Here is a 26,570-nt window from a genome sequence, read left to right as displayed (position 1 = left end):
ATACTTTCCTACAGTAAACTTTTGACTAGTTCGAGCAAGCATTAATAGCTGTTCTACAGTACTGACTAATCGATCTATACGATCAATTAACTCTGTGCAATCAATGTTATTTTTATTTTCTAACAATTCTAGATGTAAACGAATGCCTGCTAAAGGTGTCCTCATTTCATGCGCTACGTCGGCGGTAAAAAGACGTTCTTGAGATAATGTTGTACTCAGCCTAATAAAAAGATTATTCAATACAGATGTAATCGATTTAATTTCACGCATATTGCTGATTGGCGCAATGGGTTTTAGGTTCTCCTCGGTACGTTGATTAAGATCTTTCTCTAAAATTTCCAACGGTTTTGTGATCCACTTGATCGCTTTGTATGCTAAAATTAGTGTTACTGCCATCATAGAAAAAGCAGAACAAAACAAAACGAAAATCGCTTCTAATTCTTCTTCTTCAACAACTTCATCAATTTTATTTTGACTTAGAGTCAAATTAACCAATACATCTATTTGTTCTTTACTTTCGTGCCATAACCAAAGGACAGTAATAATCTGACAAACCAACATGATAGAACCCAAAGTAAAAAATAGGTTCCAACGAATACTGTGGCGTATATTACTAAGTGATTCTGAAATCATATTTTAATTATCTAATTTAAATTAATCGATTTATCAACATCCATCAATAAGTTGATAACCATAACCTCGTATTGTGCGAATGAAATTTTTACCTAATTTATTACGTAACCCGTGAATATACACTTCTAAAACATTTGAGCTGGGGTCACTTTGCCAATCATAAAGATCATTTTGCAATAAATCACGGTGGACCTTTTCGCCAGCTTTTAGCATTAATCGAGATAATACAATAAACTCTTTTGGTGTTAACACTACTTGTTGGTTATTAACAGTCACTTTTTGTTGTTTTATATCAATAGTAATAGGGCCATAACTGATAAGATTATCTGCGGTACCTTGATCTCTACGAATTAACGCTCTTACTCTAGCTAATAATTCAGTTAAAGCAAAAGGTTTAATCAAATAATCATCGGCACCATTATCTAAACCATCGACTCTATCTTCTATGGTATCGCGTGCAGTTAAAATCAAAACTGGTGTTGAAATATGATTTTTTCGCCAGCGAATCAGTAAGCCAAGTCCATCGCAATCAGGTAATCCTAAATCGAGTATAATTAAACTAAACTGCCCAAATTGAATATAATCTTCAGCTTGTTTACCATTTGTAGCAACTTCACAAACATAACCATTTGACGTTATACCATCGTATAAACCTTTTTGTAGCAAGCTATCATCTTCAACAATTAATATTTTCATTGATAATTTACCTTAATATAAATGTTGGAATCACTAAGAATGCTCAATCGTATAATTATCAGTAATTATATACTTCACGTTACATATCTAAAGCTACTAATTGCGCTCTATAAGAACATACTTATTAAGAAACTTGTTAATACTTATCCAATTTTTATTAATTAAATACCTGGATTCAAACATGAAGTGCAATTCTTCTTAACTCCTTAGAATAAAAATCGGCAGGGCTTTTAAACTTATGCCGTTTTCTTGGGCGTGTGTTCAATAGATATTGTATTTTCTTTATCTGTTCGTCGTCAACTAATGAAATGGCCGCTGACTTTGGTATAAACTGACGTATTAAGCCATTGGTGTTTTCATTTGTACCTCTTTGCCAGCTTTTATAAGGCTCCGCAAAGTATACGGTAGTATTTAAATAATGCTCAATCGCATGATGATAATTAAATTCCATCCCATTATCAAAGGTGATGCTTTTAACCATTTTTTTAAACGGCGTTAGCAATTTTATTATCATATCTTTCGTTTCGGAGGCGGTGCGTTGATTAAGGCGTCCAATGAGTACGAGTCCAGTTTTGCGCTCAACTAACGTCAACAATGCTTGCTTATCTTTACGGCTAATTATGGTATCGCCCTCCCAATGTCCTTGCGTTTTCCGACTTTCTACATAACTTGGACGTTGTTTAATTGACCGTTTATATCGGCGGTCTCCTTCTTTAATACTCGGTGCCTTGCAATGCCGATAAGCTTTGCCTTTTCGCCTTAGATAAGGCTTGAATTGTTCATAGCGCGCTTTATTTTGATAAAGGTAGTTATAGATTGATTGGACGCTGATTTTCTTTAAACGTGCAGCAATCTGCTCTGGGCTGTAATAAAGCATGAGGTATTTTTCAACTTGACGCCATACTGAAGACTCTATTGGCTTACCATTACCGCTGTTTTTTCGCCTTTTCCGAGCGAGTGTCACCGCCTCATGTGCTTGATAGGTTTGATTAGGTTTTGAGTTTCTTTTTATCTCTCGACTTATTGTCGAAGGATGTCTATTGAGTAGCTGGGCTATCTCTTTTTTATTCTTTCCGGCTTGTAATAATACGAAAATCTGGTATCTTTCCTTCCTAGAAAGGTGATTATAATGCATAGCAATCTCCAAACTGTGGTGGTGCGAAGGTGCTAGTATAAATCACCTTTCTACTTTCTTCACTCCACCGTGTTTAAAATTGCACTTCATGTTTGAATCCAGGAAACGCTTGGTATCAAGGTGTGGCACTTCACCTGGATAGGTTTTGTTATAGCGTTTAACTTGCCGTCTTAATTTATATTCAATCTATTTTTCGACTTTTAACAGACGTTTAATTCCATAACGAATGGTTTTATAACGTTCATTCTTACTGGTTAAAGGCACAAAAAGCTTCAATCGGGCTTTCTTTAGTACATTATAAATGGTAGGCCGACTGACCATAAAGCGTTTTGCCAAATCAGTGACCGTTATTTTTTCTTTATGATATAAGCGCCATATCTCTTGTCTGTAATAAGGCGTTAGTTTTTTATGTATATTCAATACAGTACTGTATCAAATTACTGTAAACAATGCGGAAAATCCTCACATTGCTATCACATTGCTAGCTACTGAAGCCGATATTATTGATCTAGATAACAAATATCGGTCTTGTGCACAAGATAGATCAGTTGGTTTATTATAAAATTTGGTGACAGAATTAACTGTCACCTTTAACTATTAAATATACAAAATTTAGGATAGGTCTGGTGGCCTATCCAGTCTTTTCCTACAACTAATTAAAAACGCGATTAATAAGCTTATTAACAACTCCACCAACAATAACCGAGGTTACAAAACTAGCTAATACTCGCCCTTCTGTTTTTATTGATTTAAGATCTTCATCTTCTTCACACGCTTTTGCTATTTTATCTTGCGCAGTATATACTGCTGCTGTTGTTAAAAGAAGCCCAGAACCCACACTAATTAATTTAAAAATTGACATGTATAACTCCTTATTGTTTTATAGCTAAATAGATAAGCACAACTTTAATTAGAAAAATAAAAAACTTTTGTTAAAGATTTTTTCCCATTATTTTTTTAAGATCTATATTATTTTTTAATATATGATTCGTTATTTTTGCATCATTGTATTTTTTTCTTAAGGTTGCTATATATAAACAAGCTGGAATTGTTACACGATAAGCTGGTCCTGTAATATTAAATAGTAGCCATAAATGGTTTATTGCCAAACAAATAGATAATACTAATTCCTGATATCGCCTCGGATAAGGTCTTGGTAACATTACTGTCATTATATTTCCTGATTTAAAACCAAAATTGTTTAAAATGCTAAATATTAAATAATTTGAAATTAAAGAAGACGAAGTCATAAAATTTTGAATCCCCATCATTACCATGGATGGTGTAACTTTAGAATTAACATTACCCAATTCTGCTGCTATTTTTTTAAGGTCTTTTTGACTTATATTTTCTAATGATTGCTTGAGAAGTGAATTTAATAAAGCATCTTCAATTTTCTCAATAAAAAAAGATGATGGTTCATTCAATATTGTGTTAGTTTTATTGCATACATCTATTAATATTTCACGATAACATACCCCTTTACCTTGCCTTAATAGATTCATTCCTGAATTTGCACCAAATGTTTGAAGCTCTGCAGCAATAGATTTCCAATATAATTGGTGGTTAGGATAATGTCGTTTATAATTTGCATCACTTGTTAATGTTTCGGTAAACCGAAGGGCATTATCCTTAGGATCAACAGTCAATATAGAAATCAATAGTTTTAAATCTTCATTAGTACATTGTTTTAAAAATACTAGATCTGAATCATTTCTATAAGTAGCCATTAATACTCTCCTTATTAATTATTTATAATAACAACACTATAGCAATCAGAGTTTCCTTAATAAGGAATTTAAGATGTTTTTAGTTCCAATTTTGTTATTACTGGTTCATTTGCTATTTTAAATTCAAAATTTTGCATGCTATAGTGTTTATCTCGATAAACTCAACCCAACTATATTTATTTTTATAATTGAGTTGATATTGTTTATCTACACGGCAGATATCTGGCCTTGTTTCATAAATGGTACATAATTTTGTTTGATGATCATAATAGCGACATACCCCATTACCACTATCAAGAAATTGTGTTTCTTGTGAGCGATTAACACTGCAACAGCAAGCTCCACATTGATAACAAGGAAACGGGGGGGAATTACTCATAATGATTTTAACCATGAATTTACTGACTCAAGATTACCTGCTTCAAATGGTAATTTAATGCCACGACGAGTTACTTCCTCTTTTAACAGAAAGCTGCGTTCTAGTTCATTATTGGTCGTAGTAAGATGCAATGTAAATGACGCTAATTGTTGTGTATCCATATTGAACTCTAGCCTTGCCAACTCTTTTAAATAATTATCTAATTCAGCATTTACAGCTTTAAAAAAATCGAGAGTTCTTTCGTATTTATCTTTAAATTTATCCAAAAAAGCCCAAATTTTTTGAGGAAGAGTCCCTTTATCTAGATAGTGATTAAATGCTAATGTTAAAATACCAGTCGCTAGTGCACTACAAAATGCAGATAATTCGGTACCGAATGGAAAAGCAAATAATTGCGAACAGATACTATAAATAGCAGTACCACAAACAACTGAAATTCCAGCGCTAATAATTTTACTTACTTCTTTAACTAATTGACCTAAAGGTAATGAATTAGGGTTGCAAAAGATTAATTTTATAGCTGCCGTAATATGCCCCCACATTTCCCGAATCATTTTTCCAAGCATTTTTTGCGTAGTGAAAAATATATTAGTAACAGTAGTGGTTACACTCGATAATGCGCCACTAACAGCACCATCTTTGAAAGAATTAAAAAAATCTTTAAATTTTAATTTTATTCGTTCCCATATAGCATTAAATACATTGTTAACATCATTTAAGAAATTTTTTATAGAAAAGTTATATTTATTATTTGCATAAATAGAAGGAAATTGATCGCGTAGTTCAAACCATGCCTCAGCAAGAATAAGCCCTAGCATCTGTCTTGTTCCCATTTTAAAACCAGAAAGGGCTGATTGATAAGCGACATCTTTAGCAAACTTACTGCTAGTATAATAGGCTATATTGACAGTTCTCTCGTATTTAGCCCGTGCTTTTTTGTCTATTTCAAGCATCTTATTGAAGTTTGCTTTTTCTTTATTTTCTAACTTTTCTAATGACTTTTTTTCTTGATCTGTTAACGATTTTTTCTGTTTTAATATAGCTATTTCTTGACGAGTTTGAGTGAGTTCATTTTGAAGTTTGTTTACAAAGTCAGACATTGAACTTGCTTTCTTAGACTTATTTAATGTTTCATTAGTGAAATATAAATTGCTACTGTCATTAGCAAGGTCAGTTCCTGATAATTCAGCTAATATTCGACCTTGATCGTGATGTATTTCATTTGCAGCAATAACGTGATCTAAATTTTTTTTATCATGTTGAGCAAATATTTCCCCTGTGTAAGCATCTTTTAAGGTATTTGCTTGATGAGCGATTTTTCCTTGTCGATTTGTCTCAATATAATTGGCATGAGAATGATACTCATGTGAATCATATTTTGAGTTTTGTTCTTTTTTTATTCTTTCTCTATCGGTTGCGTAAATGTTTTGTCGTGCATTATGAACGGTATCAACATCTCCACCTACATTATCTTTAAATAATAAAAAATCTAATCCAAATGAAGTCACCAAAGATTTGACAACGGTATTATGTAACTCTTCGCCCCAATCCATTTCCTGTTTCATCATTATTTTTAGTCCTCGTTAATATAATCAACAAAACAAAAGCCAAGTTCCCTTGGCCTTTTATCATTACACTCCCAGAATAAAATCTTTGTATTCTTTTTCTTTATTAATTAATACATTATCTAATTCTTCTTGATTAAGAACATTGAATTCATCACTATCTTTTTCGACTTCAACAATACCATCTTCAGATACTTTTTTAATTTTAAAAAGTGGGGTTGTAATAATATCGGTCATAATAGCTGCCAATAAATAACCGTTATTAATAATTCTTAAACTCTTTTCCGAATTATCGCTAATATCTTCTCCCCAACCCAGAACCACTATCTTTTGATGCAATTCTTTTAATGCAGAAAAGTATTCATTAAAGGTCTGATTAATTTTTTCTAACGATGTATGAATTTTATCTACATAGTTATTTGTATTAGATAAATGTTTATCAATTAAATCCATTTTTGTTATTGCTTTGTCAGCTTCAGATCTTGATTTTTTTGCATTTTCTAAGGCTTTTTCAGCGTGGTTTGCATACGCAAAACCAGCAATAGCAATCATTGGCGCAATGGCTGCAGCGCCTAAAACCATCGCACCACCAGCCATTCCCCAACCCCCAGCAGCAAGTGATCCACCTCCAATAGCAGCCATAGTGGCATTATATGCAGCTACGCCAGATAAAGCGGCAATAGGCGTTCCTGTTGAAGCGGCGGCAAAAGCCATCACTCCGCTATATACAGCAAAACTTGCAGCTGCTCCTGCTGCACCTGATGCTGCAACCGTACCTAAAAACTCCACTGTAGAAAAAGAATACTCTTCAATTTTATCTATATCATTTTTAGGAATAGATAACGTGAGATCTTTATTGTCTTTTTGTTTCAATTGTTTTAATAATTCGTCGGAAATTTTTTTAAATTCACCAAATGATTTACCAATATTAAGTTCTAATGTACCTAATCGCTCTAATTTCTGTTCTGAAACTTTGTTTAATACATCCAGTTCATCTTTTCGTTTATTATATCGGCTTTTAGTTCTTTCTAAGATTTCATCAGCTTCTGATTTTAGTTGATAACCATCGTATGCTTTTTTGCCACCAACTGCTGCAGCGACTGCAGCTGCACCTGCAAGAATAATAGGTAATGCCATTGTTATTTCCTCGTTAAATTTATGTTAATTAAAATATATTATGTTTGTGTTACAACAAACTTAATATGTGATCATTTTTGCTTGCTCTCCAAACCCTCTAACCCAAGCGTTTAGCTCACGTTCACTAGATGTGGTGATAGTAAGAATAATTTCACCATTTTCGATCTCTTCGATTTTTTGTTCGTCGGACCAAATTCTTTCTTTAATATAACCAGCTGCTGATTTGGCAAATTGAATTGAAAAAGTACGAGGTTCATGTTCAGGTAAACCAAACATTGTTTTATTTTCAATTGGATCAGCTATTGATATAGAGGCTTTTTGATTAATAAAATCTAACTTTTGTATTCGGTGAATTGCCAAACAAGTACTGTGTTTTAATTCTGTCGCAACGTTATTTGAAATTGCGCCATAAACATATAAGGCATGATTCATTGCAATTACTTTTTGCGGAATAAAATAGTGGTTTTTTCCTTGTTGATTACCACTAGCAATATAATGAATGTGGCAAAAAGTCTTGTTTTCAATACACTTTAATAAGTCCTCAATAATGCTAACTTTCTCTGAATAATCAATCTTCCCTTTACTAAAAAAGGCAATAGGTTTACTTAGTGAAAAGTGTTCTCTTGTATCTAACTCTAATAACAACATAGAAAGATGCAATAATGTTTGATCAATACGTTCACCAATCTCGGGGGGAATAAAGGGTTTAGACAATTCGCGGCACAAACTTAGATATCGTAATTCCTGATAATTTAAACCTAGTGTATTTTTATGATTAATCTGCAGACTATACCAACGACGATTTTTTTCCTTGCCAGAGCAGAAACATTCAGGGAAAGATAACTCGATCTGTTCAGCTAGTCGTATTACTGTTTGAGCAGAACAGTTTAGTATTTCAGCTAAATCCGATTGATAATGCGGTTTATTATCTGATAGCAAAATGTGATACATTTTCAACAGTTTTTGTCCTGCACTAACATTTGAATCTTTCTTCCTACCCATCATCTATTTACCTATTGTAACCTTTTCCCTAATTAGAAATATTGCTTTATTTTTAATCAATTATTTTTACAGAATAATATAGCTTTTCTTAACTTAAAGTATTAACTGAATTTACAAATTAAACTTTATGCTTGATCTGAATAAAAATCCGATAACATTTACATTAATAATGTTATATTCTGATTACGCATTAAATTATCAGATTGTTTTTCCTATCTACGGAAAAAGAAATAAAAAGAATTATTTTTTTATTTAATTATTGATGAATAAGAGAAAATTGTCATATCGGAATTTTCGATCAATTAATGATCATTGATCGTTTATTTCGATCAATATTACTCAATTCTATCTTTTTTGTGCTTATTTTGATGTAATTTCAGTAGAGATTAGTTAGCTAGTTTATTAAATATAGCTGAACTCAGTTTTGATAAGACTTTAGACATAAAAAAAAACCAGCTTTAAGCTGGTGTTCTTTGTGACTTGGTGCCAGTGGTCGGACTCGAACCGACACGCTTTTAAGGGCGGCGGATTTTGAATCCGCTGCGTCTACCAATTTCGCCACACTGGCATTAAACGTGTAAATAAGTAAACGTTAGCATTATACTAAGCTTTACAATATCTGCAACAGGTATTATCGTAAAGCGTTTTAGTTGCATAAAAAATCAACTACCACTTGCGTTTCCAGGCAGGTAATTTTTTAAGGATTATATAAGCAGTTTGTTTAGCTACTGCATTATCAACATTGTGATTTTGAGCATATTGTAATGTAACTTCATGCCATTTTTCATCAAATGTTTTCATTGTGCCATCTTTATGAGCGCAATGTTTACAATAGTTTTTAGACATATCGAGCAACGGATAATCGGCAATAGCAGTCATTGGCATGCCACATGCAATACACATTTTCATATTTTAAATTCCAATAATATTAAAAAGGTGACTAAATAATTGCCATCTTTATATGTATAAAAATCCTACTCTGAGTTAAACAAGATTACAATATATATTAAAAATAGATAAATAGATTTAGAAATTGAGATCGAATTGAGGTGTTACTGGATTTAAGTCTTGTTGTTGTCGTTGCTGTTTTGATAATAGATAACGGCGTTTTAATGCCCGTTGTTTACATAAACGCAAAACTTTTTGCTTTTGGCTATCACTCAAGGTTAACCAACTAAATCTTTCTTCTCTTGAGCGATAACAAGCAATACAATAGCCTTGTTTATCAGTTACACAAACCCGTTTACACGGGCTTGGAATATCAAAAAATTCAATCTGATCCAATTTATTCCTCGTTTCCTAGGCAAAACGACATATTAACTAATGTTCTTTTAATCCTAACCCTTTACTTAATACTTTAAAACAGTCATCACAATCATGTGTAGCTGCATGAAATAATGTTTGAGTCGGTGCGTGGATTAATTTATTGGTTAAGCGATGTGAAAACTCAGCAAAAACATCGTCAATGTTTGCACCCTGCCTGATGGCATTTAAGGCTTTTATTTGTAACTCACGTTTAATACTTTCTGCATTACTACGATACTGCTTAACATAAGCAACTGCATGTCTAGTCTTAAGCCAATTAATGAAAAGTTCAGCTTGTTCTTGAATAAGATATTGCGCTTCTTTAGCGGCAATAGCTCTTTGCTCTAAATTACTTTCAACCGTTTTTTGTAAGTCATCAATAGTATAAAGATGCACATTATTGAGTTGACTAACCTCTTCCTCGACATCGCGAGGAACAGCTAAATCGATAAACAGCATTTTACGGTGATTTCTAGCTCGTAAAGTGCGCTCAACCATGCCTTTACCTATAATAGGTAAAGGACTCGCAGTTGAGCTGATCACAATATCAACATCTTTAAGTCGATTAGCAATATCAGGCAATGAAATGATTTCTGCATCAATATCAACCGCAAGTTTTAATGCCTTTTCACGGGTTCGATTGGCAATAATAACTTGATTAAATCCATGCGGTTTTAAGTAACGTGAAATAAGCTCTATTGTTTCACCAGCGCCAACAAGCATAATATTTAAATTAGAGGTATCAATAAAAAGATGGCGAGCAACTAAACAAGCAGCATAAGCGACAGATGCTGTATTAGTACCAATATTGGTTTCACTACGGACAATTTTTGCTACATGAAATACTTTTTGGAATAGTTTTTTTAATTGAACAGATAAACAATTTTGTTCTTGAGAAAAACTATATGCTTGCTTAACTTGTCCTAGAATTTGTGGCTCACCAATAATCATAGAATCTAAACCACTTGCTACCGACATCAAATGTTCAACAGCTTGTTGACCGTCATACCAATAAAATGAATCTTGATATAGATTAATATCAAGATGATGAAATTGTCCTAACCAACTTTCTACAGAGTGTTTTAATCTTAAATAGTCGGTTTGATGCTCATAACTAAGATAAATTTCTGTTCTATTGCAGGTAGACAAAATAACACACCCATCAACTAAAGGATGTTGGTATAAACTGTATAGTGCTTTATCGACAATCTCATTAGGAAAAGCAAGCCTTTCCCTTAAAGCAACTGGCGCTGTTTTATGATTAACACCAAAAATTGTAATAGACATTGCATCGCTTCTTTTTTGAAGGTTATTAGGTATAATTATTTTATTAAGAGTTCTTAAACGTCCATATTATACATAAAAAACAGTAAAGGTTCTTTTTCTTATTCAGTAAATTATCAGTTATAATACTGCACTTATTGACACAAACACTAACAACTAAGAGTTATTTTATGTCTAAAATCAAATATATATTTGTTTTCATATTACCTTTACTTATCACCGCTTGCCAAATAACAAAATCTCAAAACAACGCTTCGGTTGAACAGCAGTGGCAAATCCGCCAACAAAATCTAAAACAAATAAACACATTCCAAGTTAAAGGCAGTATAGCTTACATAAGTGATAAATCTCGTAATTATGGACGATTTTTAATAGCACAACAATCAACTGATAACTACCAAGTTAAATTAACCTCCCCCATTGGTAGCAATATTTTAACATTAAACGTCGAACCTAATTATGCCCAACTGGTTGATAAAGACGGTAGAAGTTACCAAGATACCAATGTTGAAAATCTTATGAAAAAGATATCCAATGTAAATATTCCACTTAATTCTTTGCATAATTGGTTAAAAGGATTTTCAGACAACACCAACACAGACAAGTTAGATAGTTCAGGAAGATTACTTTCAACTGTCTTTATACAAAATAACAATAAATGGACATTAAAAATTCCAAGTTACTCTACTTATACTCATAAAAACAAAAAGATAGATTTACCTGCAACTATAGAGCTTACGCATGATGACGAAGTTGTTCGCTTAAAAATTAGTGACTGGATTTTACGATAAAGGATAATAGTTATGAAACAGTGGTTATCACCTGCTAAATTAAATTTATTCCTTTACATCACTGGACGCCGTTCTGACAATTATCATAATTTGCAAACGTTATTTCAATTTATTGATTATTGCGACATCCTAGTCTTTAATGTACGTCAAGATAATAAAATTAACTTATTAACCGATTTTACAAATGTACTGGTTAATAAAAACTTAATTGTTGTTGCTGCTGAACAATTGAAAACCTATACCAACCGTAATGATTTAGGTGTAGATATTACAATTGATAAAAAAATTCCTATGGGCGGTGGATTAGGCGGTGCATCATCTAATGCTGCAACAGTATTAGTAGCACTTAATCAGCTATGGCAACTTAACTTATCAACCGAAATACTAATGGATATAGGACGAAAAATTGGTGCCGATGTCCCTATTTTTATTTATGGTCATACGGCTTTTGCCGAAGGAATTGGCGATCAATTTCACCCTGTAGATATTCCTGAATATTGGTATTTAGTCACTTGCCCCAATATTGAAATATCCACAGTTAAAATATTTAATGATCCTGAACTCACTCGTAATACGCCAGTTCAAAGCATTACTGATTTACTTTCATTGCAGTTTAACGAATTAAAAAATGATTGTGAGGAAGTAGTTAGGAAACGTTATCCGACAATAGATAATATAATTACTTACCTTTCCCAATATGGTACAACTCGATTAACTGGCACTGGTGCATGTGTTTTTACACAGTGTGAATCAAAACAACAAGCATTAACTATTCAAAAAAAGCTTAACGCATTATCTATAAATAGTTTTGTTGCTAAATCGTTAAACACCTCTCCTTTATTCACAAATTAAACAAAAACCTTAATCAACAATCACTAAATGGTTAAGGTTTTATTACGTCAATATTTATATATTAAATATAACCACATTTTGACAAAGATAGAATGTGGTAATCACCAATTATATTTATAAACCATAAAAACAGTAAAATAAAAATAGTTGTCGATTTTTCGGTTGCGATGCTTACTGTTTATTTAATATGCTAACCAGATTACAAAACCCAGTTATCAATTAACTAAAATTAAGATTTTAAAAATTATGCTTATTACCAATTTAGACAAAAGAAAACAATATTATCAGGCTTTACTTGCAAAAGACCAAGGCTATATTGGGATATTCTATGCTGGAGTTAAAACAACTTCGGTATTTTGTATTGCAACTTGTCGGGCAAAGAAACCAAAATATGAAAATGTAGAATTTTTTAGCACTTTCAAAGAAGCTCTTGATGCTGGATATCGTCCTTGTAAAATTTGCAAACCAACTGAAAATTCTAACGCAGCACCATCAGAAGTCATTAAAGCTATCGCATTAATTACCCAAAATCCTAAAACAAAAATATCCGATATGATATTAAAAGAGCATCAAATAAGCCCCGAAACGATCAGACGCTGGTTCAAAAAAAATTATGGTATTACCTTCCAAGCCTATCAAAGGATGTATCGAATAAATAATGCCTTTCAAGAGCTTAAAATTGGTAAAAATGTCATTAATACCGCTTATGATACAGGATATGAGTCATTAAGTGGTTTTGGATACACTTACAAAAAAATAATGAAAAATGCCCCATCTCAAAATACTAATAACGAAATTATTTTGGTTAATCGCCTAACTACACCATTGGGACCAATGTTTATTTGCGCCACTAATCAAGGTATTTGCCTATTAGAATTCGTGGATCGTCGAATGTTAGAAACAGAATTTAAACAACTACAAACGCAACTTAATACAAAAATTATTTTTGGAGAAAATAGTCATATTGTTCAAGCTAAAAATGAAATTAATGAATATTTTCAAGGGAGAAGAAAATATTTTTCAGTTAAATTACATACCCCAGGAACTAATTTTCAACAAACTGTTTGGAACAATTTAAAACAAATCCCTTATGGAAAACTAACTACCTATAAAAAGCAAGCAGAAAATATCAATAATCCACATGCTATTCGTGCAGTTGCAAGCGCAAATGGATTTAATCGAGTAGCAATTATCATACCTTGCCACCGAGTCATCGGCTCAAGTGGTGAATTAATGGGATATGGTGGAGGATTAGAAAGAAAAAGCTGGTTAATTGAACATGAAAAAAGACATTCTTAATTGTTCCATCTAATCGCAGCGCTAAGTATATTGAAGGTTAGTTTTATTAGTTAAATTATAAGTATTGCTAGATTTCAGCATGATATTACGGTTTCTTTGTTGCAACAAAAAAGTTTGCAGGTATATAATGTAAGATTAACAACTCTTATAGAAAAACTTAAAGAGCATTTAGATGAATCATTTACAAGAAAAACTTGCATTAATTAAAGACAGCATTCTTACTATTCCAAACTATCCCAAAGAAGGGGTTTTGTTTCGCGACATCACAAGTTTACTTGCTGAGCCTGCTGCATTTAAAACCACTGTTGAATTATTAATTGATCATTATCGTGATAAAAAAATTGATAAAGTAGTAGGCACAGAAGCCCGAGGCTTTATTTTTGCTGCACCAATTGCGTTAGCGTTAGGTGTCGGTTTTATTCCTGTTCGAAAACCTAATAAATTGCCTCGCCACGTATTTAAAGAAGAATACCAACTTGAGTACGGTACAGATACGTTAGAAATTCACACTGATGCCATTAAACCAGGTGAACGAGTATTAATTATTGATGATTTACTTGCTACAGGTGGAACAATTGCTGCAACAGCGAATTTAATTCGTAAAGCTGGTGGTATTGCTGAAAATGCCGCATTTGTAATCAATTTACCAGATTTAGGTGGCAAAACAAAGTTAACGGATATGGGAATTGATTGCTTTACTTTAGTTAATTTTGACGGCGAATAATAATTATTAAGGGCACAATTAGTGCCTTTTTCCATTTTGAATACTTTTATCTCTTTTCCTTTCTAAAATAAAACAAGTAAGTTATTTTTATTGCATAAAAAATAGATATGTACTGCCACTCTATCTAAATTCAGCTATACCAATCAAAATAAAAACTAATAAAATCGCCAATAACGAATAAAAATACATTTTACATCTTGATAAAGCTCTAAACGTGAATTATTATTCATAAATAAAGCATAATTATTTAAATAAAAAGGAAGTGGATAGAATGAAAAAATTTAATCATATTATTGCAAGAACTCCAGCTAAATCACTAATTAATGGTTTAACATCGGCTAACTTAGGCAAACCAAATTATCAAAAAGCCTTAGATCAGCACAACAATTATATTCGTGCATTACAGCAGTGCGATGTTGATATCACTATTTTACCATCCGACGAACGTTTTCCTGATTCAGTCTTTGTTGAAGACGCTGTGCTTTGTACCCCATATTGTGCAATTATTACAAGGCCTGGTGTAGAAAGTCGCCGAGCAGAAACCGAAATTATATCAGACACCATTGAGCGATTTTATCCCAATAAAGTTGAGCGAATCACCGTACCAGGCACCGTTGAAGCGGGTGATATTATGATGGTTGAAAACCACTACTATATTGGCTTATCTGCTCGAACCAACCAAGCTGGTGCTAACCAAATGATAGCTATTTTAGAGAAGTACGGATTAACTGGTTCGGTAGTTAAGCTTGAAAAAGTATTACATCTAAAAACGGGTTTAGCTTATTTAGAAAACAATAACTTATTAGCAGCAGGCGAATTTATAACTAAACCTGAGTTTCAGCGCTTTAATATTATCGAAATTCCCGAACAAGAAAGCTATGCTGCAAACTGTATTTGGGTTAATGATCACGTAATAATGCCGATGGGCTATCCAACAACAAAAGCAAAAATAGAAAAACTTGGTTATCAAGTTATTGAAGTTGATACATCGGAATATAAAAAGATTGATGGTGGCGTAAGTTGCATGTCACTAAGATTTTAATCGATCTATATTAAATATTAACCTTACTAAACCACATAATAAGACAACAACATGAATACATCGGTAAGAAAAAAGCTAGGCATCCTGCCACTCACACTGTTAGTGGTTGGCAGTATTGTAGGCAGCGGTATTTTCAGCCTACCACAAAACATGGCCGAAAGTTCGGGCTCTGGCGCTATTTTAATTGCATGGATAATAACCCTATTTGGCATGTTAATGCTAACACGGATATTTCAGTATTTATCGATTCGATTTTACAAAATCAATGATGGATTATATGGTTATGTGCGTGAAGGTTTTGGCGATTATATCGGCTTTAATGCCGCGTGGGGCTACTGGATATCAGCATGGATGTCGTGCACCAGCTACCTAGTGATTTTATTTAGTGCATTAGGATCTTTTGATTGCTTGAGCTTCTTTGGTCATGGTACCACATTACCTGCCGTTATTACGGCTATCATATTTTTATGGATAGTGCACTATTTTGTATTAAAAGGAATATATCGTGCTTTTTTATTAAATTGCCTAGTAACATTAGCGAAAATCGTGCCTATTGGTTTATTTATAGTTTGTGTTAGCCTTGCCTTTAAAATATCGACATTTAAGATAGATTTTTGGGGAACACCGCAATTAGGCTCAATTATCGAGCAAGTAAAAAACACTATGCTCTATACCGTTTGGGTCTACTTAGGGATTGAAAGCGCAACTGTGTATGCTGCTAGAGCCAAAAACATGATTAGCATTGGTCGTGCCACCTTCTTTGGTTTTGCCATTACTAGCTTATTACTTGTTTGTGTCTCTGTGTTATCGCTTGGTATTGTGCCACAACAAGAACTTGCACAAATGAAAAACCCATCAATGGCCTTAGTGATTGAACACGTAATTGGTAGCTGGGGAGCAACCTTTATTAACATTGGTTTAATTATATCAGTAAGTGGCGGATTATTATCGTGGCTAATGCTAGCCGCCGAAATGCTATTTTTAAGCGGTCAAGGCAAACAGCACACGGTGCCAAGTTGCTTTGGTAAACTCAACAAAGCAGGGACTCCTGCCAACGCATTATGGTTAACAACAAGCTTAATAACGGTATTAATTATCCTTGCTCATTTCTATCAATCGAGCTATAACACCTTAATCCAGTTATCAACTTCAATGGTGCTTATCCCCTACTTACTTTCTGCGCTTTTTGTCTTTAAATTAGCCATTAAACAAGGCAAAGCCTATTTAATTATGATTGGTGCATGTGGATCAATTTATGGTATATGGCTCATTTATGCTGGGGGTGTGTCTTACTTATTACTATCAATGATACTTTATAGTGCAGGACTGCTTTTTTACCTTTATGCCAGAAAGGAACGATCTTTGCCAGCATTTAGTTACTTGCATGACAAAGTGTACGCTATTGTAATCATCGTATTAGCTATCATCGCTATTTTACACTTCTACATAACACCAAATTAATTAGTTAGGCGTTATTTTCGAAATAGATAAAAGTCAGCTAATAGCTTTCTGAAGTCTTGAGAATAACGCCCATCACCATCTCGCATACACAATTGCTGCTCATCAATTTTATTAGCCTGGATAAATGAAAAAGCCAATAATGATAACGAAAAGTCTTTATCTGCACTATATCTAACATTCATCAGTTGGAGTAAATATAACTGATTAGATTCACATAATAACCTAAACTGATTGGATAAATGATAAGGTAAAACTAAACAAAATTGCCCTTTCGGTTTTAGTAAACGCTTAACTGTATCAATAAGCTGTTGAAAGTTCAAGCATTCGGTATAACGTGCCAACTGTCTTTGGGAATTGCGACAATCAACGGCAGATTCAAAATAAGGGGGATTGGTCACAATCAAATCATAGCCCACCGCATAACTTGGCTGAAATTGATTAATATCAGCATTAATCGCATTAATCGAAGTAAACCCAGCTTGTTGGCTATTTTGCTGACATTGTGCTACCGCCTGCATATCAATATCGATGGCATCAATTTGGCTGTTATCATGTTCTAACCGCTGAGCTAACATTAACGCAATTACACCACAACCACAGCCAATATCGAGTACTTTTTGCGGAGCAAAATCAATCGGAACCCAAGCTCCTAACAAACAACTATCGGTTGTTACCTTCATTGGACTTTTATCGTGCGCCACAAAAAAACGCTTAAAAGTAAAACCACCTTTTTTTAACGGTAATGAATTATTCTGCATAAATAAACTTCTTAAACAAAGGCTTGTTAGATGCTATCGCATCAGCCCAGCGAGTCGGTTCTGGTAAACGATAGCCCCGCAAGCATAAATTAACCCATTTTAAAGCACTATCTTGACTTACTCGGTGACCTGTTGAAATAAATAAAGGATTGCAATTATTTTTACTACATAAAACCCAACCAATCTGTTCTTGCTTGTCTTGTAAAGGTGTTACATTACCTGCTTGCTTAGGTAATATTTCGTATTGACCGCAAAGCCTTTTTTTAGCAACACCAATTGTTGGCATATCTAACAACAAACCTAAATGGCTTGCAATACCTAAACGCCGAGGATGAGCAACACCTTGCCCATCAACGAACAACAAATCTGGCTTCTGTGTTACCTGTTGCCAAGCGGCAAGTAGCGCAGGGTATTCCCGAAAAGACAAATAACCAGGAATATAAGGAAACCCTGTCTCAACCCGAGCAATATGATACTCAACAACCTCGAAAGTTGGATACCGCAAAATGACGATTGCCGCTCGAGTAATCTTGCCATTATCTTCAAAACCAACATCGGTTCCACCAACGTAATTTATTGACGAATTAAAATCATCTGCACATTTAACCTGCTTGGCTAACGCCTGCTGTGTTTGCTTTAATTTTTGTAAATTGATAGACATTTTAAATCTGCTGAGTATTATTAAGCGCAATAAATTGATTTTACCAGAATTAACATGCCATATACATTAGCAAATCTAACCGAATTAACAGAAGAGATTAAAAAAAGCCGCTTTATTGTCAAGGCTGCGCCGATTACCACAGCCGATCAAGCAATGCAATTTATCGATCACGTTAGCGATCCCAATGCAACTCACAACTGTTGGGCATGGAAGATTGGTCAACAATATCGATTTAATGACGATGGCGAACCCACCAGCACCGCTGGCCGCCCTATTCTTTCCGCCATTGAAGGGCAAGATTGCGATCAAGTTGTTGTAGTAGTAATACGCTATTTTGGAGGCATAAAGCTCGGCACTGGAGGTTTAATTCGTGCCTATGGCGGATCAGCTAGCCACTGCTTACAACAAGCTGAACTTATTGAACTTATTACTCGTATTCCGTTGCAATTTCATTGTTATTATAACGAATGGCCAATTATCGAAAACCGCCTAAAAGAACTCGACGCCATTATTGAAAATCAAGAGTTTGATGCTGAAGGTGTAAAAGTAGATATCGCTATCACAAAAGATAAATTACAACATCTACAAAAATCCATTAGCGACATTACACGTGGGCGAGTGGTTATTGAATTATAAATATCACTATAAAAAGTTTGGAAAAACATTTTAGATTTTTTATGCAAGACCGAAACAGTTTTATTTGGTACTATTCGATTTTGTTAAATAGGTTAAATGCTTTATGATTACCATTTTCTTAGGCAATCATAAAGCAAATTTGATTAGTTTTAATTGTATTTATTTGTTATGGCGTTACACAAGCAGCTCTATCATAAGTTTGATAGGGATAGTGCATACCTACATAACCACCGTCTGGATTAACATGATATTGCCGCCCATCATGATATGGCTGAGCTGTCCAAAAATTGACTCCCTCCCAATCACTACCACTATAATGGCTATTTAGAGTATAACCCCACTCGTTAAATAGCCCGCCTATCCATTTACCACTACCATCTCTATAACTGACTCTTCTCTGATAATTGTTAAAATCCCTGCCTGGTATACCACCAAACCAGTCATTTCCGTTCGAATTGGTATAATCATTAATATCTGGAACTCGATAACCATAGCCTAAGTTTTGACAAAAAGATCGAGCATTAGCATACCCTCCTCCGTCTCCTGGCTGAGCTATATACCAACGCTCTATTTTGAAGCTGTATAACAATTTGTTATGGTTACTATCTGAATATAGTTTAAATAATGAAGGGGAAAACCCTTTATTACCTGAATATCTATCTGGACCTTTTAATACGATTTTTAACGCATCAACACCACCAGTATAAGCTGATATATTTCCCCATTTAGGTGTTTTTTCTTTGCTTAATAACAGATTTACACCACTGCCATTTGTTGCATACACCGTATTACCGTTTGCTGCTATCACTTGCTCAGGAGTAATTCCACCTAATAATAGGTAGAAAAACAAGTTATTTGATCCTGTTGTTGGAAAATTAGTTGTCGTGTTGCTAACATCAGACACTTTAAATCCCTTATTGGCGAACCAATCTGGACCATCAAAATCCTCAAAAGTATAACCAAGCCCTAAATTATCAGCAAATAAATTTGGCTGCGCATAGCAAGTAATTGAGCTATCTTTATTAGGATTAATATAGTAACTGTGGCTATTGCCAGTAAAAGTACTACTATTAGGAATGCCATACGACGTTGATAAGATGCCACCTGTTGCCGTTATGGTTAGTTTATAAGGTGCATCACAAAAATTTAATATTGTATTGGGGCTGTTTTTGACTTGATTTGTTATATCTACGCCACTGTTATTTTGCCACTTAATCGTTAAGTTGCCAGTTGCATTGAAGTTATTATCACCATCGCCATCATCATCTCGTCCATAGTTATACGGTGAATTAACCAACTTAGTTAACGGAATTTCAGGATAGTTTTCAATAGGCACCATGGTCTGAATACTGGCGAAAGTATCGGTTATATTTGGCATCTCAATGGGATTATCCATGCTTGAAGTATCTATTATTGCATTTGGGTAAAGTGGGCTATTTATACCTGGAGGTATATAGCTACTATTTGGTAACTTTATGCCCAATAATCCTTCAACGCTCATTATCTTAGTTGCGCCATCATCAAACGTTAAATACGGCGCGGTTCCTTGAATAACGCCTGAAGTTTGCGCTGATAATGCCTGTAAACTTATCGAATACGGTAATAATAACAATGGAGCAAAAAACAACAACGATTTTGATAAAAATTTGCGCTTTAGCGAAAATTTGAGATATTTTGCCAGCTTCAATAACAAAAATAAGAATAGCGTCTGTTTTTGACTACTGTGATAATTAGAAAGATTTAGGGAATAAGATTGCCAATGCCTTGTGCCTAATATGATAGCGCATAACATTCTACCTGTCAAGTAAATTTTTATTTTATTTGAATTTTTAATAACTAATCACTTGTTTAATGAGCGATTAATACTGCAAAAGTGTCTGAATTATAGAATACTTAAAATGACTTCGCTAGTTTTTTGTTACTATTTGTAATACTTTATTAGGTTTGAGATTAAAGTATCTATCTTTGAGATGTTTTTTGATAATTATTAGTTTCTTAGCTTTAAGCGGTATATACTCCTAAATACTTTTTATAAAAGTATAATCTAAAAAGCAAATCATAGTTGTATAAATTCCCCCCATAATCAATACACGACTTACGTAGAAAATTATGGTATTTGTTTTAATATCTTATATTCTAGAAATATCATATATTTAATACATTACAAGATCTTTATTTTTTATAAGTAATAACTCAAATCATAATAAACAACGTGAATAATTTCTACAGTTTAAGTTAATTGACTTTAGTTTTTATCGATACTTTTATCTAGAGTTGTAATAATAAAAAATTTAACATAAAAATAACGAAAAGCTAGGTTAGTTTCTGATACAATAATACAAATTTATAATAAGTTAGTAATGTCATAACACTATAAAATAAAAGGTTTTTTTAATGATCATATCAGACGCTAATAGTGCGGTGTCATCCGTCGCTTATCGGGCAAACGAAGTCATTGCTATTTACCCAATCACTCCAAGCTCAACCATGGCCGAGCAAGCTGGCACTTGGGCAGAATTTGATAAGCCCAACGTATTTGGTGATACACCAAGAGTGATTGAAATGCAGTCCGAAGCAGGTGCAATTGCAACCGTTCATGGTTCATTAATGACAGGTGCACTTGCAACTTCGTTTACTTCATCACAAGGTTTGCTTTTAATGATCCCATCACTGTACAAAATAGCCGGCGAACTGACTCCTTTTGTTTTGCATGTTGCAGCGCGTACCGTTGCAACACATGCTCTTTCAATTTTTGGCGATCATTCTGACGTGATGGCAATTAGGCAAACTGGTTTTGCAATGCTTTGTTCTAGCTCAGTGCAAGAAGCGCAGGATTTTGCCTTAATTTCGCAAATGGCCAGTTTTAATAGCCTTGTTCCTTTTGTTCATTTTTTTGATGGATTTAGAACCTCACATGAAGTTAATAAAATCTATCCAATAAGTGATGACCAAATCCGTAATTTATTACCACACGAAGCCATTAAAGCCTATCGCTCACGAGCATTAACGCCTGATAAACCAGTAACTCGAGGTACATCTGCTAATCCTGATACATACTTCCAGTGCCGAGAAGCAATAAATACTTATTATGATAATGTTTATCAACATGTTGTTGATGCTATGGACGCTTTTGCAACAGAAACAGACCGAAAGTATCAACCTTTTGAATATTATGGTGCTAGTGATGCTGAGCATATTATTGTTATTATGGGATCTGGTGCTAGCACCGCAAAAGAAGTAGTTGATGTTTTACTTAAACAAAACGAAAAAGTCGGGGTTGTGATCGTTAGGCTATTCCGCCCATTTTCAGCCAATCATCTGCTCGAAATTATTCCAAGTACTGTTAATAAAATTGCTGTGCTTGATAGAACTAAAGAGCCGGGGGCCCAAGCCGAACCACTTTATTTAGATATTATGACCGCATTTGCTGAAAGCCTGTCGCGCAAAGAACGCGCAACTATGCCTCTTATTATAGGTGGACGCTATGGGTTATCATCTAAAGAATTTGATCCTCGTTGCGTACTTGCCATTTTTACTGAACTTGGATTAGATAAACCCAAACCACGTTTTACCGTTGGTATTTATGATGATATAACTGGGCTTTCTTTACCTTTACCTGACCAATCTATACCACAAAAATCTGCTCTTGAAGCGCTATTTTATGGGCTTGGCAGTGATGGCACGGTATCTGCAACCAAAAATAATATTAAAATTATTGGTGATAATTCTCCCTTTTATGTACAAGGATATTTTGTATATGACTCTAAAAAAGCAGGAGGTTTGACGACTTCACACTTACGAGTCAGCTTAGATCCAATTGATTCACCCTATTTAATTACCAGCGCACACTTTATTGGCTGCCACCAAGATCAGTTTATCGATAAATATCAAATTGTTGATAAATTAAAAGACGATGGCATCTTTTTGCTTAACACGCCGTATAGCAAAGACGAAATTTGGCATAGACTTCCAAAAGAAGTGCAAGCTCAATTAATACAAAAACGAGCACACTTTTACATTGTCAATGCGGCAAAAATAGCTCGTGAATGTAATTTAGGTGCAAGAATTAATACCGTTATGCAGGCGGCATTTTTTCATCTAGCTGGAATTTTTAAAAACGATTTTAATATCGCCCAATTAAAAGAAGTCATTGCCAAAAGTTACAGCAGTAAAGGACAAGATTTAGTTGAAAATAACTGGAAAGCGCTCGACTTAGCTATAGCTTCGCTTGAACAAATACCACTTAGCTGTGTTGATCAAAGCAGTTCAACAATGCCATCTATTGTACCTGCTAACGCGCCTGATTTTGTTAAAACAGTCACTGCTGCAATGTTAGCTGGTTTAGGCGATAACTTGCCTGTATCAGCATTTCCACCCGATGGAACTTGGCCTATAGGTACAACTAAGTGGGAAAAACGTAACATTGCTGAAGAGATCCCTATTTGGCAACCCGAACTGTGTACCCAATGTAATCATTGTGCGGTTGCTTGTCCTCATGCGGCTATTCGAGCTAAGGTTGTTGATCCTGATGAAATGATCAATGCGCCTGATTCATTAAGCTCACTTGAAGTAAAAGCCCGTGATATGAAAGGTCAACGCTACGTCCTACAAGTAGCGCCAGAAGATTGTACTGGATGCAACTTATGTGTCGAAGTTTGCCCAGCTCGTGATCGTAATAATTTTGAAATTAAAGCCATTAACATGCAATCACGTATCGATAATCTTGAGACTCAACGAGCTAACTTTGAGTACTTTACTGCATTGCCTGATCGTGATATTAGCACGCTTGAACGCATTGATGTGCGTACATCGCAATTACTTACACCGTTATTTGAATATTCGGGTGCTTGCGCAGGTTGTGGGGAAACACCATACATCAAATTGTTGACCCAACTTTATGGTGACCATTTAGCGATTGCCAATGCCACTGGCTGTTCATCAATTTATGGTGGCAACCTTCCATCATCGCCTTATACTACTGATCGAAATGGTCGTGGACCTGCTTGGGCAAACTCATTATTTGAAGATAATGCAGAGTTTGCATTAGGATATCGTATTACTTATAACCAACATAAAAAACGAGCGTTACGCTTACTTGATTATGTTGCTGGCGACATTTCGCCCGAAATAGTCATCGCCTTAAAATCGCCAGAAACCTCTATAGCTGAAAAACGTCAACAAGTCGAGTTATTACGTGAACAGCTTGCACACTTAGATTCTTCGCAAGCACAAGAGTTGATGATAGATGCAAATTATTTGGTAGATAAGTCAGTTTGGGCTATTGGTGGCGATGGTTGGGCTTACGATATTGGATTCGGCGGGCTTGATCATGTGATGAGCTTAACTGATAACGTAAATATATTGGTATTAGACACTCAGTGTTATTCAAACACTGGAGGTCAACAATCAAAAGCTACGCCCATGGGTGCAGTATCAAAATTTGCTGATTTAGGTAAGCATAAAGCACGTAAAGATCTTGGTGTTAGTGTAATGATGTATGGCCATGTCTATGTTGCACAAGTTGCATTAGGTTCACAACTTAACCAAACTCTTAAAGCCTTACAAGAAGCCGAAGCTTATGATGGACCATCTTTAGTTATTGCTTATAGTCCTTGTGAGGAACATGGCTATGATCTGGCTAAATCGCATGAACAAATGAAAGATCTAGTTAAATCAGGATTCTGGCCTTTGTATCGTTACGACCCACGACGTATGGCAGAAGGCAAACCAGGATTAGTGCTAGATTCAAAAGCACCAAATAGTGAGTCATTAACTGGTATCTTACTAAAAGAACAACGTTTCCGTCGTTTAGAAACACTTGAACCTGTAATTGCAAATACCTTGCATGAACGTTCAACAAAAATGGCAGATTCTAAATATAAATTCTTACAGATGCTAGCAACCTATTCGGATATTGAGACACCAGCAGATAGCTAACAATAGCTATACATGATAATTACAAGCCATTATAAAGGACTGTTATTAATAACAGTCCTTTTTTATTACCGCATTTGAGCAATAAAGCACCAGAATTGTGCATATTCAAATCACAATAGCTCACATAACAACCCAATATCACTAACTTTATGTTATTGAGTAATATACAAATCAATTATCCAATGATCGTTAAAAACTTGGTATTATTTTTGCATGATTAATAATTGACCATATAAAAATTAATTAAATGGGAGGTGAATCATGATATCCAATTTAAACGTCAGTAGAAGAAAATTAATCACATTTTCCAGTGCGGCAATTGCAGGGCTATCTATTAATCAATTATTATCTAAAGCTCATGCAATAGAAGCGCAGAGCTCGGTTTCATTCTCTCTACCTATGCTTGAAAATGCAGCAACACCTGATATTAACAATCCAGTAAGGCTCAACTTTAATGAAAATGCGCTTGGTATGTCACCACGAGCAAAACAAGCTGCAATTGACGCTGTACCAAAAGCTAATCGCTATGCCAAAGCCGAAATGCCATTGCTTAACAAACGATTAGCTAAACATCATAAAGTCGATGATACTCAAATTTTATTAACTGCAGGATCTTCAGAAGGTATTCGTAGTGCTATTGCTGCATTTGTTAAGCCAAATACTCAATTAGTCATTCCAGAGCTTACTTATGGTGATGGAGAACATTTTGCAAAGATCTTTAATTTAAAAATTACTAAAGTACCAAGTTTGCCAGATTGGCAGATCGATATAAAAGGCATACAAAAAGCTGCTGAAGATTATAATGGATTTTCAATTGTCTATTTAGTTAATCCAAACAATCCAACTTCGACAGTTTTTGCAACAAGTGAAATTGAATCTTGGATAAAAAGTAAGCCTAAAAATACTATTTTTATTGTTGACGAAGCCTATGCTGAATTTGTTAATGATCCTGCATTTGAATCAGTTGATAAATTAATTACACAAGGTTGTGACAATATTATATTGCTTAAAACATTCTCAAAAATCCATGCTATGGCAGGATTACGAGTGGGTTATGTGGTCAGCTCAGTTGAAAACGTTAAGAATATAGCTCAATATGTTGCTGGTGAAAAACTTAATTATTGTGGTGTATGCGCGGCTCTCGCATCAATAGATGATCAACCCTTTTTAACATACTCTAAAAAAGCGGTTGATGTATCAAGGCAAATTATGGAAAAAGCTTTATCAGAACTAGGGTTGCATTATTTAAAATCTCAAACTAATTTTATGTTTCATAAAAGTCCAATTGATTTGAAAGATTATCGAGAACTAATGAAAAATAATTTTGTATTACTTGGTAGAGATTTCGCACCAGCAACAAATTGGTGTCGAATATCGCTTGGTTCGCCTAGCGAAATGCTTTACGTTGTAAATGTAATGCGTGAATTAAAAGAAAAAGGAAAAATTTAAATTAACTGCTTATTCTAAAGCTCTTTAAATATTAGCTAATTTAAAGAGCTTTATTTTTATTATGAGCCGTTAAAATTGAATTATTCATTGAGAA

General features: G+C 34.2%; 25 protein-coding genes and 1 tRNA gene. 9 read left to right on the top strand and 17 right to left on the bottom strand.

What is annotated here, in order from left to right; all coding sequences use genetic code 11:
* From A9G25_RS04920 to hemA, 14 genes are all read right to left on the bottom strand, one after another.
* Positions 1-633: histidine kinase dimerization/phospho-acceptor domain-containing protein (locus A9G25_RS04920; protein ID WP_304363194.1), on the bottom strand; the 633-nt coding region annotated here is incomplete at its 3' end.
* A gap of 33 nt (positions 634-666) precedes the next feature.
* Entirely contained in the window at positions 667-1,329 is a 663-nt protein-coding gene (gene pmrA, locus A9G25_RS04915) for a two-component system response regulator PmrA (RefSeq protein ID WP_065625535.1), read from the bottom strand.
* A 175-nt stretch (positions 1,330-1,504) separates the two neighbouring features.
* Positions 1,505-2,464 (bottom strand): IS30 family transposase, encoded by a 960-nt coding sequence (locus A9G25_RS04910; RefSeq protein ID WP_065625983.1) that lies wholly within the window; start codon positions 2,462-2,464, stop codon positions 1,505-1,507.
* A 186-nt stretch (positions 2,465-2,650) separates the two neighbouring features.
* On the bottom strand, positions 2,651-2,884 hold the full coding sequence (locus tag A9G25_RS12290) for an HTH domain-containing protein (protein ID WP_081297148.1): 234 nt from the start codon (positions 2,882-2,884) through the stop codon (positions 2,651-2,653).
* 232 nt (positions 2,885-3,116) lie between these two features.
* On the bottom strand, positions 3,117-3,326 hold the full coding sequence (locus tag A9G25_RS04905; protein ID WP_034914571.1) for a hypothetical protein: 210 nt from the start codon (positions 3,324-3,326) through the stop codon (positions 3,117-3,119).
* 70 nt (positions 3,327-3,396) lie between these two features.
* Positions 3,397-4,194: a DUF3944 domain-containing protein gene (locus A9G25_RS04900; RefSeq protein WP_065625982.1), complete on the bottom strand. Its 798-nt coding sequence runs from the start codon at positions 4,192-4,194 to the stop codon at positions 3,397-3,399.
* Between the two features lie 112 nt (positions 4,195-4,306).
* On the bottom strand, positions 4,307-4,573 hold the full coding sequence (locus tag A9G25_RS04895; protein ID WP_065626009.1) for a YkgJ family cysteine cluster protein: 267 nt from the start codon (positions 4,571-4,573) through the stop codon (positions 4,307-4,309).
* Entirely contained in the window at positions 4,570-6,141 is a 1,572-nt protein-coding gene (locus tag A9G25_RS04890) for a cobalamin adenosyltransferase (protein ID WP_065625981.1), read from the bottom strand. Before A9G25_RS04890 ends, A9G25_RS04895 begins: the two co-directional genes overlap by 4 nt.
* Positions 6,142-6,204: 63 nt before the next feature.
* The gene (locus tag A9G25_RS04885; protein ID WP_065625980.1) at positions 6,205-7,275 is read right to left on the bottom strand and encodes a chemotaxis protein; all 1,071 of its coding nucleotides are present in this window, start codon (positions 7,273-7,275) and stop codon (positions 6,205-6,207) included.
* 60 nt (positions 7,276-7,335) lie between these two features.
* On the bottom strand, positions 7,336-8,280 hold the full coding sequence (locus A9G25_RS04880) for a WYL domain-containing protein (RefSeq protein WP_065625979.1): 945 nt from the start codon (positions 8,278-8,280) through the stop codon (positions 7,336-7,338).
* Positions 8,281-8,758: 478 nt separating this feature from the next.
* Positions 8,759-8,845, bottom strand: a tRNA-Leu gene (locus tag A9G25_RS04875).
* Positions 8,846-8,943: 98 nt separating this feature from the next.
* Complete coding sequence (locus tag A9G25_RS04870; RefSeq protein ID WP_065625978.1) at positions 8,944-9,186, bottom strand: zinc ribbon domain-containing protein; 243 nt, start codon at positions 9,184-9,186, stop codon at positions 8,944-8,946.
* A 117-nt stretch (positions 9,187-9,303) separates the two neighbouring features.
* Entirely contained in the window at positions 9,304-9,561 is a 258-nt protein-coding gene (locus A9G25_RS04865) for a DUF1289 domain-containing protein (protein WP_065625977.1), read from the bottom strand.
* Between the two features lie 36 nt (positions 9,562-9,597).
* Positions 9,598-10,869 (bottom strand): glutamyl-tRNA reductase, encoded by a 1,272-nt coding sequence (hemA, locus tag A9G25_RS04860; protein WP_065625976.1) that lies wholly within the window; start codon positions 10,867-10,869, stop codon positions 9,598-9,600.
* Positions 10,870-11,036: 167 nt separating this feature from the next.
* Here hemA and lolB point away from each other — a divergent pair, with 167 nt between their 5' ends.
* The 6 genes from lolB to A9G25_RS04830 all read left to right on the top strand — a co-directional run bounded on the left by lolB (position 11,037) and on the right by A9G25_RS04830 (position 17,035).
* Positions 11,037-11,657, top strand: coding sequence for a lipoprotein insertase outer membrane protein LolB (lolB, locus tag A9G25_RS04855; RefSeq protein WP_065625975.1), 621 nt, complete (start codon positions 11,037-11,039; stop codon positions 11,655-11,657).
* 12 nt (positions 11,658-11,669) lie between these two features.
* The gene (gene ispE / locus A9G25_RS04850; RefSeq protein WP_065625974.1) at positions 11,670-12,509 is read left to right on the top strand and encodes a 4-(cytidine 5'-diphospho)-2-C-methyl-D-erythritol kinase; all 840 of its coding nucleotides are present in this window, start codon (positions 11,670-11,672) and stop codon (positions 12,507-12,509) included.
* Between the two features lie 246 nt (positions 12,510-12,755).
* Entirely contained in the window at positions 12,756-13,808 is a 1,053-nt protein-coding gene (locus tag A9G25_RS04845; protein ID WP_065625973.1) for a bifunctional transcriptional activator/DNA repair enzyme AdaA, read from the top strand.
* Between the two features lie 172 nt (positions 13,809-13,980).
* Positions 13,981-14,532, top strand: coding sequence for an adenine phosphoribosyltransferase (apt, locus tag A9G25_RS04840; protein ID WP_065625972.1), 552 nt, complete (start codon positions 13,981-13,983; stop codon positions 14,530-14,532).
* A gap of 271 nt (positions 14,533-14,803) precedes the next feature.
* On the top strand, positions 14,804-15,574 hold the full coding sequence (ddaH, locus tag A9G25_RS04835) for a dimethylargininase (RefSeq protein ID WP_065625971.1): 771 nt from the start codon (positions 14,804-14,806) through the stop codon (positions 15,572-15,574).
* 51 nt (positions 15,575-15,625) lie between these two features.
* Positions 15,626-17,035 carry a basic amino acid/polyamine antiporter gene (locus A9G25_RS04830; RefSeq protein ID WP_065625970.1) on the top strand — a complete coding sequence of 470 codons (1,410 nt, stop codon included), beginning with the start codon at positions 15,626-15,628 and terminating at the stop codon, positions 17,033-17,035.
* An 11-nt stretch (positions 17,036-17,046) separates the two neighbouring features.
* Here the strand turns inward: A9G25_RS04830 and A9G25_RS04825 are convergent, their stop codons facing one another.
* The gene (locus A9G25_RS04825; protein WP_065625969.1) at positions 17,047-17,793 is read right to left on the bottom strand and encodes a tRNA1(Val) (adenine(37)-N6)-methyltransferase; all 747 of its coding nucleotides are present in this window, start codon (positions 17,791-17,793) and stop codon (positions 17,047-17,049) included.
* Positions 17,783-18,448: a deoxyribonuclease V gene (nfi, locus tag A9G25_RS04820; protein ID WP_442903082.1), complete on the bottom strand. Its 666-nt coding sequence runs from the start codon at positions 18,446-18,448 to the stop codon at positions 17,783-17,785. The genes A9G25_RS04825 and nfi overlap by 11 nt, the downstream gene beginning before the upstream one ends.
* A 60-nt stretch (positions 18,449-18,508) precedes the next feature.
* Here nfi and A9G25_RS04815 point away from each other — a divergent pair, with 60 nt between their 5' ends.
* The gene (locus A9G25_RS04815; RefSeq protein ID WP_065625967.1) at positions 18,509-19,090 is read left to right on the top strand and encodes an IMPACT family protein; all 582 of its coding nucleotides are present in this window, start codon (positions 18,509-18,511) and stop codon (positions 19,088-19,090) included.
* 166 nt (positions 19,091-19,256) lie between these two features.
* Here A9G25_RS04815 and A9G25_RS04810 read toward each other — a convergent pair whose 3' ends face one another.
* Complete coding sequence (locus A9G25_RS04810) at positions 19,257-20,882, bottom strand: hypothetical protein (RefSeq protein WP_065625966.1); 1,626 nt, start codon at positions 20,880-20,882, stop codon at positions 19,257-19,259.
* A 602-nt stretch (positions 20,883-21,484) separates the two neighbouring features.
* On the opposite strand from A9G25_RS04810, the gene nifJ reads away from it, so the two are divergent.
* Both nifJ and A9G25_RS04800 read left to right on the top strand, forming a co-directional pair.
* Complete coding sequence (gene nifJ / locus A9G25_RS04805) at positions 21,485-25,027, top strand: pyruvate:ferredoxin (flavodoxin) oxidoreductase (protein WP_065625965.1); 3,543 nt, start codon at positions 21,485-21,487, stop codon at positions 25,025-25,027.
* Between the two features lie 261 nt (positions 25,028-25,288).
* Positions 25,289-26,476 carry a pyridoxal phosphate-dependent aminotransferase gene (locus A9G25_RS04800; protein WP_065625964.1) on the top strand — a complete coding sequence of 396 codons (1,188 nt, stop codon included), beginning with the start codon at positions 25,289-25,291 and terminating at the stop codon, positions 26,474-26,476.
* Positions 26,477-26,570: the final 94 nt, after the last annotated feature.

It is taken from the genome of Gilliamella sp. Bif1-4, assembly GCF_001690535.1.
Lineage (GTDB): Bacteria > Pseudomonadota > Gammaproteobacteria > Enterobacterales > Orbaceae > Gilliamella > Gilliamella bombi.
This window is presented reverse-complemented; position numbering and strand designations above follow the sequence as displayed.

Coding starts and splice junctions, on each gene's coding strand:
- pmrA (WP_065625535.1), bottom strand. CDS start 1,329: ATGAAAATATTAATTGTTGAAGATGATAGCTTGCTACAAAAAGGTTTA.
- A9G25_RS04910 (WP_065625983.1), bottom strand. CDS start 2,464: ATGCATTATAATCACCTTTCTAGGAAGGAAAGATACCAGATTTTCGTA.
- A9G25_RS04905 (WP_034914571.1), bottom strand. CDS start 3,326: ATGTCAATTTTTAAATTAATTAGTGTGGGTTCTGGGCTTCTTTTAACA.
- A9G25_RS04900 (WP_065625982.1), bottom strand. CDS start 4,194: ATGGCTACTTATAGAAATGATTCAGATCTAGTATTTTTAAAACAATGT.
- A9G25_RS04895 (WP_065626009.1), bottom strand. CDS start 4,573: ATGAGTAATTCCCCCCCGTTTCCTTGTTATCAATGTGGAGCTTGCTGT.
- A9G25_RS04890 (WP_065625981.1), bottom strand. CDS start 6,141: ATGATGAAACAGGAAATGGATTGGGGCGAAGAGTTACATAATACCGTT.
- A9G25_RS04885 (WP_065625980.1), bottom strand. CDS start 7,275: ATGGCATTACCTATTATTCTTGCAGGTGCAGCTGCAGTCGCTGCAGCA.
- A9G25_RS04880 (WP_065625979.1), bottom strand. CDS start 8,280: ATGATGGGTAGGAAGAAAGATTCAAATGTTAGTGCAGGACAAAAACTG.
- A9G25_RS04870 (WP_065625978.1), bottom strand. CDS start 9,186: ATGAAAATGTGTATTGCATGTGGCATGCCAATGACTGCTATTGCCGAT.
- hemA (WP_065625976.1), bottom strand. CDS start 10,869: ATGTCTATTACAATTTTTGGTGTTAATCATAAAACAGCGCCAGTTGCT.
- lolB (WP_065625975.1), top strand. CDS start 11,037: ATGTCTAAAATCAAATATATATTTGTTTTCATATTACCTTTACTTATC.
- ispE (WP_065625974.1), top strand. CDS start 11,670: ATGAAACAGTGGTTATCACCTGCTAAATTAAATTTATTCCTTTACATC.
- A9G25_RS04845 (WP_065625973.1), top strand. CDS start 12,756: ATGCTTATTACCAATTTAGACAAAAGAAAACAATATTATCAGGCTTTA.
- apt (WP_065625972.1), top strand. CDS start 13,981: ATGAATCATTTACAAGAAAAACTTGCATTAATTAAAGACAGCATTCTT.
- ddaH (WP_065625971.1), top strand. CDS start 14,804: ATGAAAAAATTTAATCATATTATTGCAAGAACTCCAGCTAAATCACTA.
- A9G25_RS04830 (WP_065625970.1), top strand. CDS start 15,626: ATGAATACATCGGTAAGAAAAAAGCTAGGCATCCTGCCACTCACACTG.
- A9G25_RS04825 (WP_065625969.1), bottom strand. CDS start 17,793: ATGCAGAATAATTCATTACCGTTAAAAAAAGGTGGTTTTACTTTTAAG.
- A9G25_RS04815 (WP_065625967.1), top strand. CDS start 18,509: ATGCCATATACATTAGCAAATCTAACCGAATTAACAGAAGAGATTAAA.
- A9G25_RS04810 (WP_065625966.1), bottom strand. CDS start 20,882: ATGTTATGCGCTATCATATTAGGCACAAGGCATTGGCAATCTTATTCC.
- nifJ (WP_065625965.1), top strand. CDS start 21,485: ATGATCATATCAGACGCTAATAGTGCGGTGTCATCCGTCGCTTATCGG.
- A9G25_RS04800 (WP_065625964.1), top strand. CDS start 25,289: ATGATATCCAATTTAAACGTCAGTAGAAGAAAATTAATCACATTTTCC.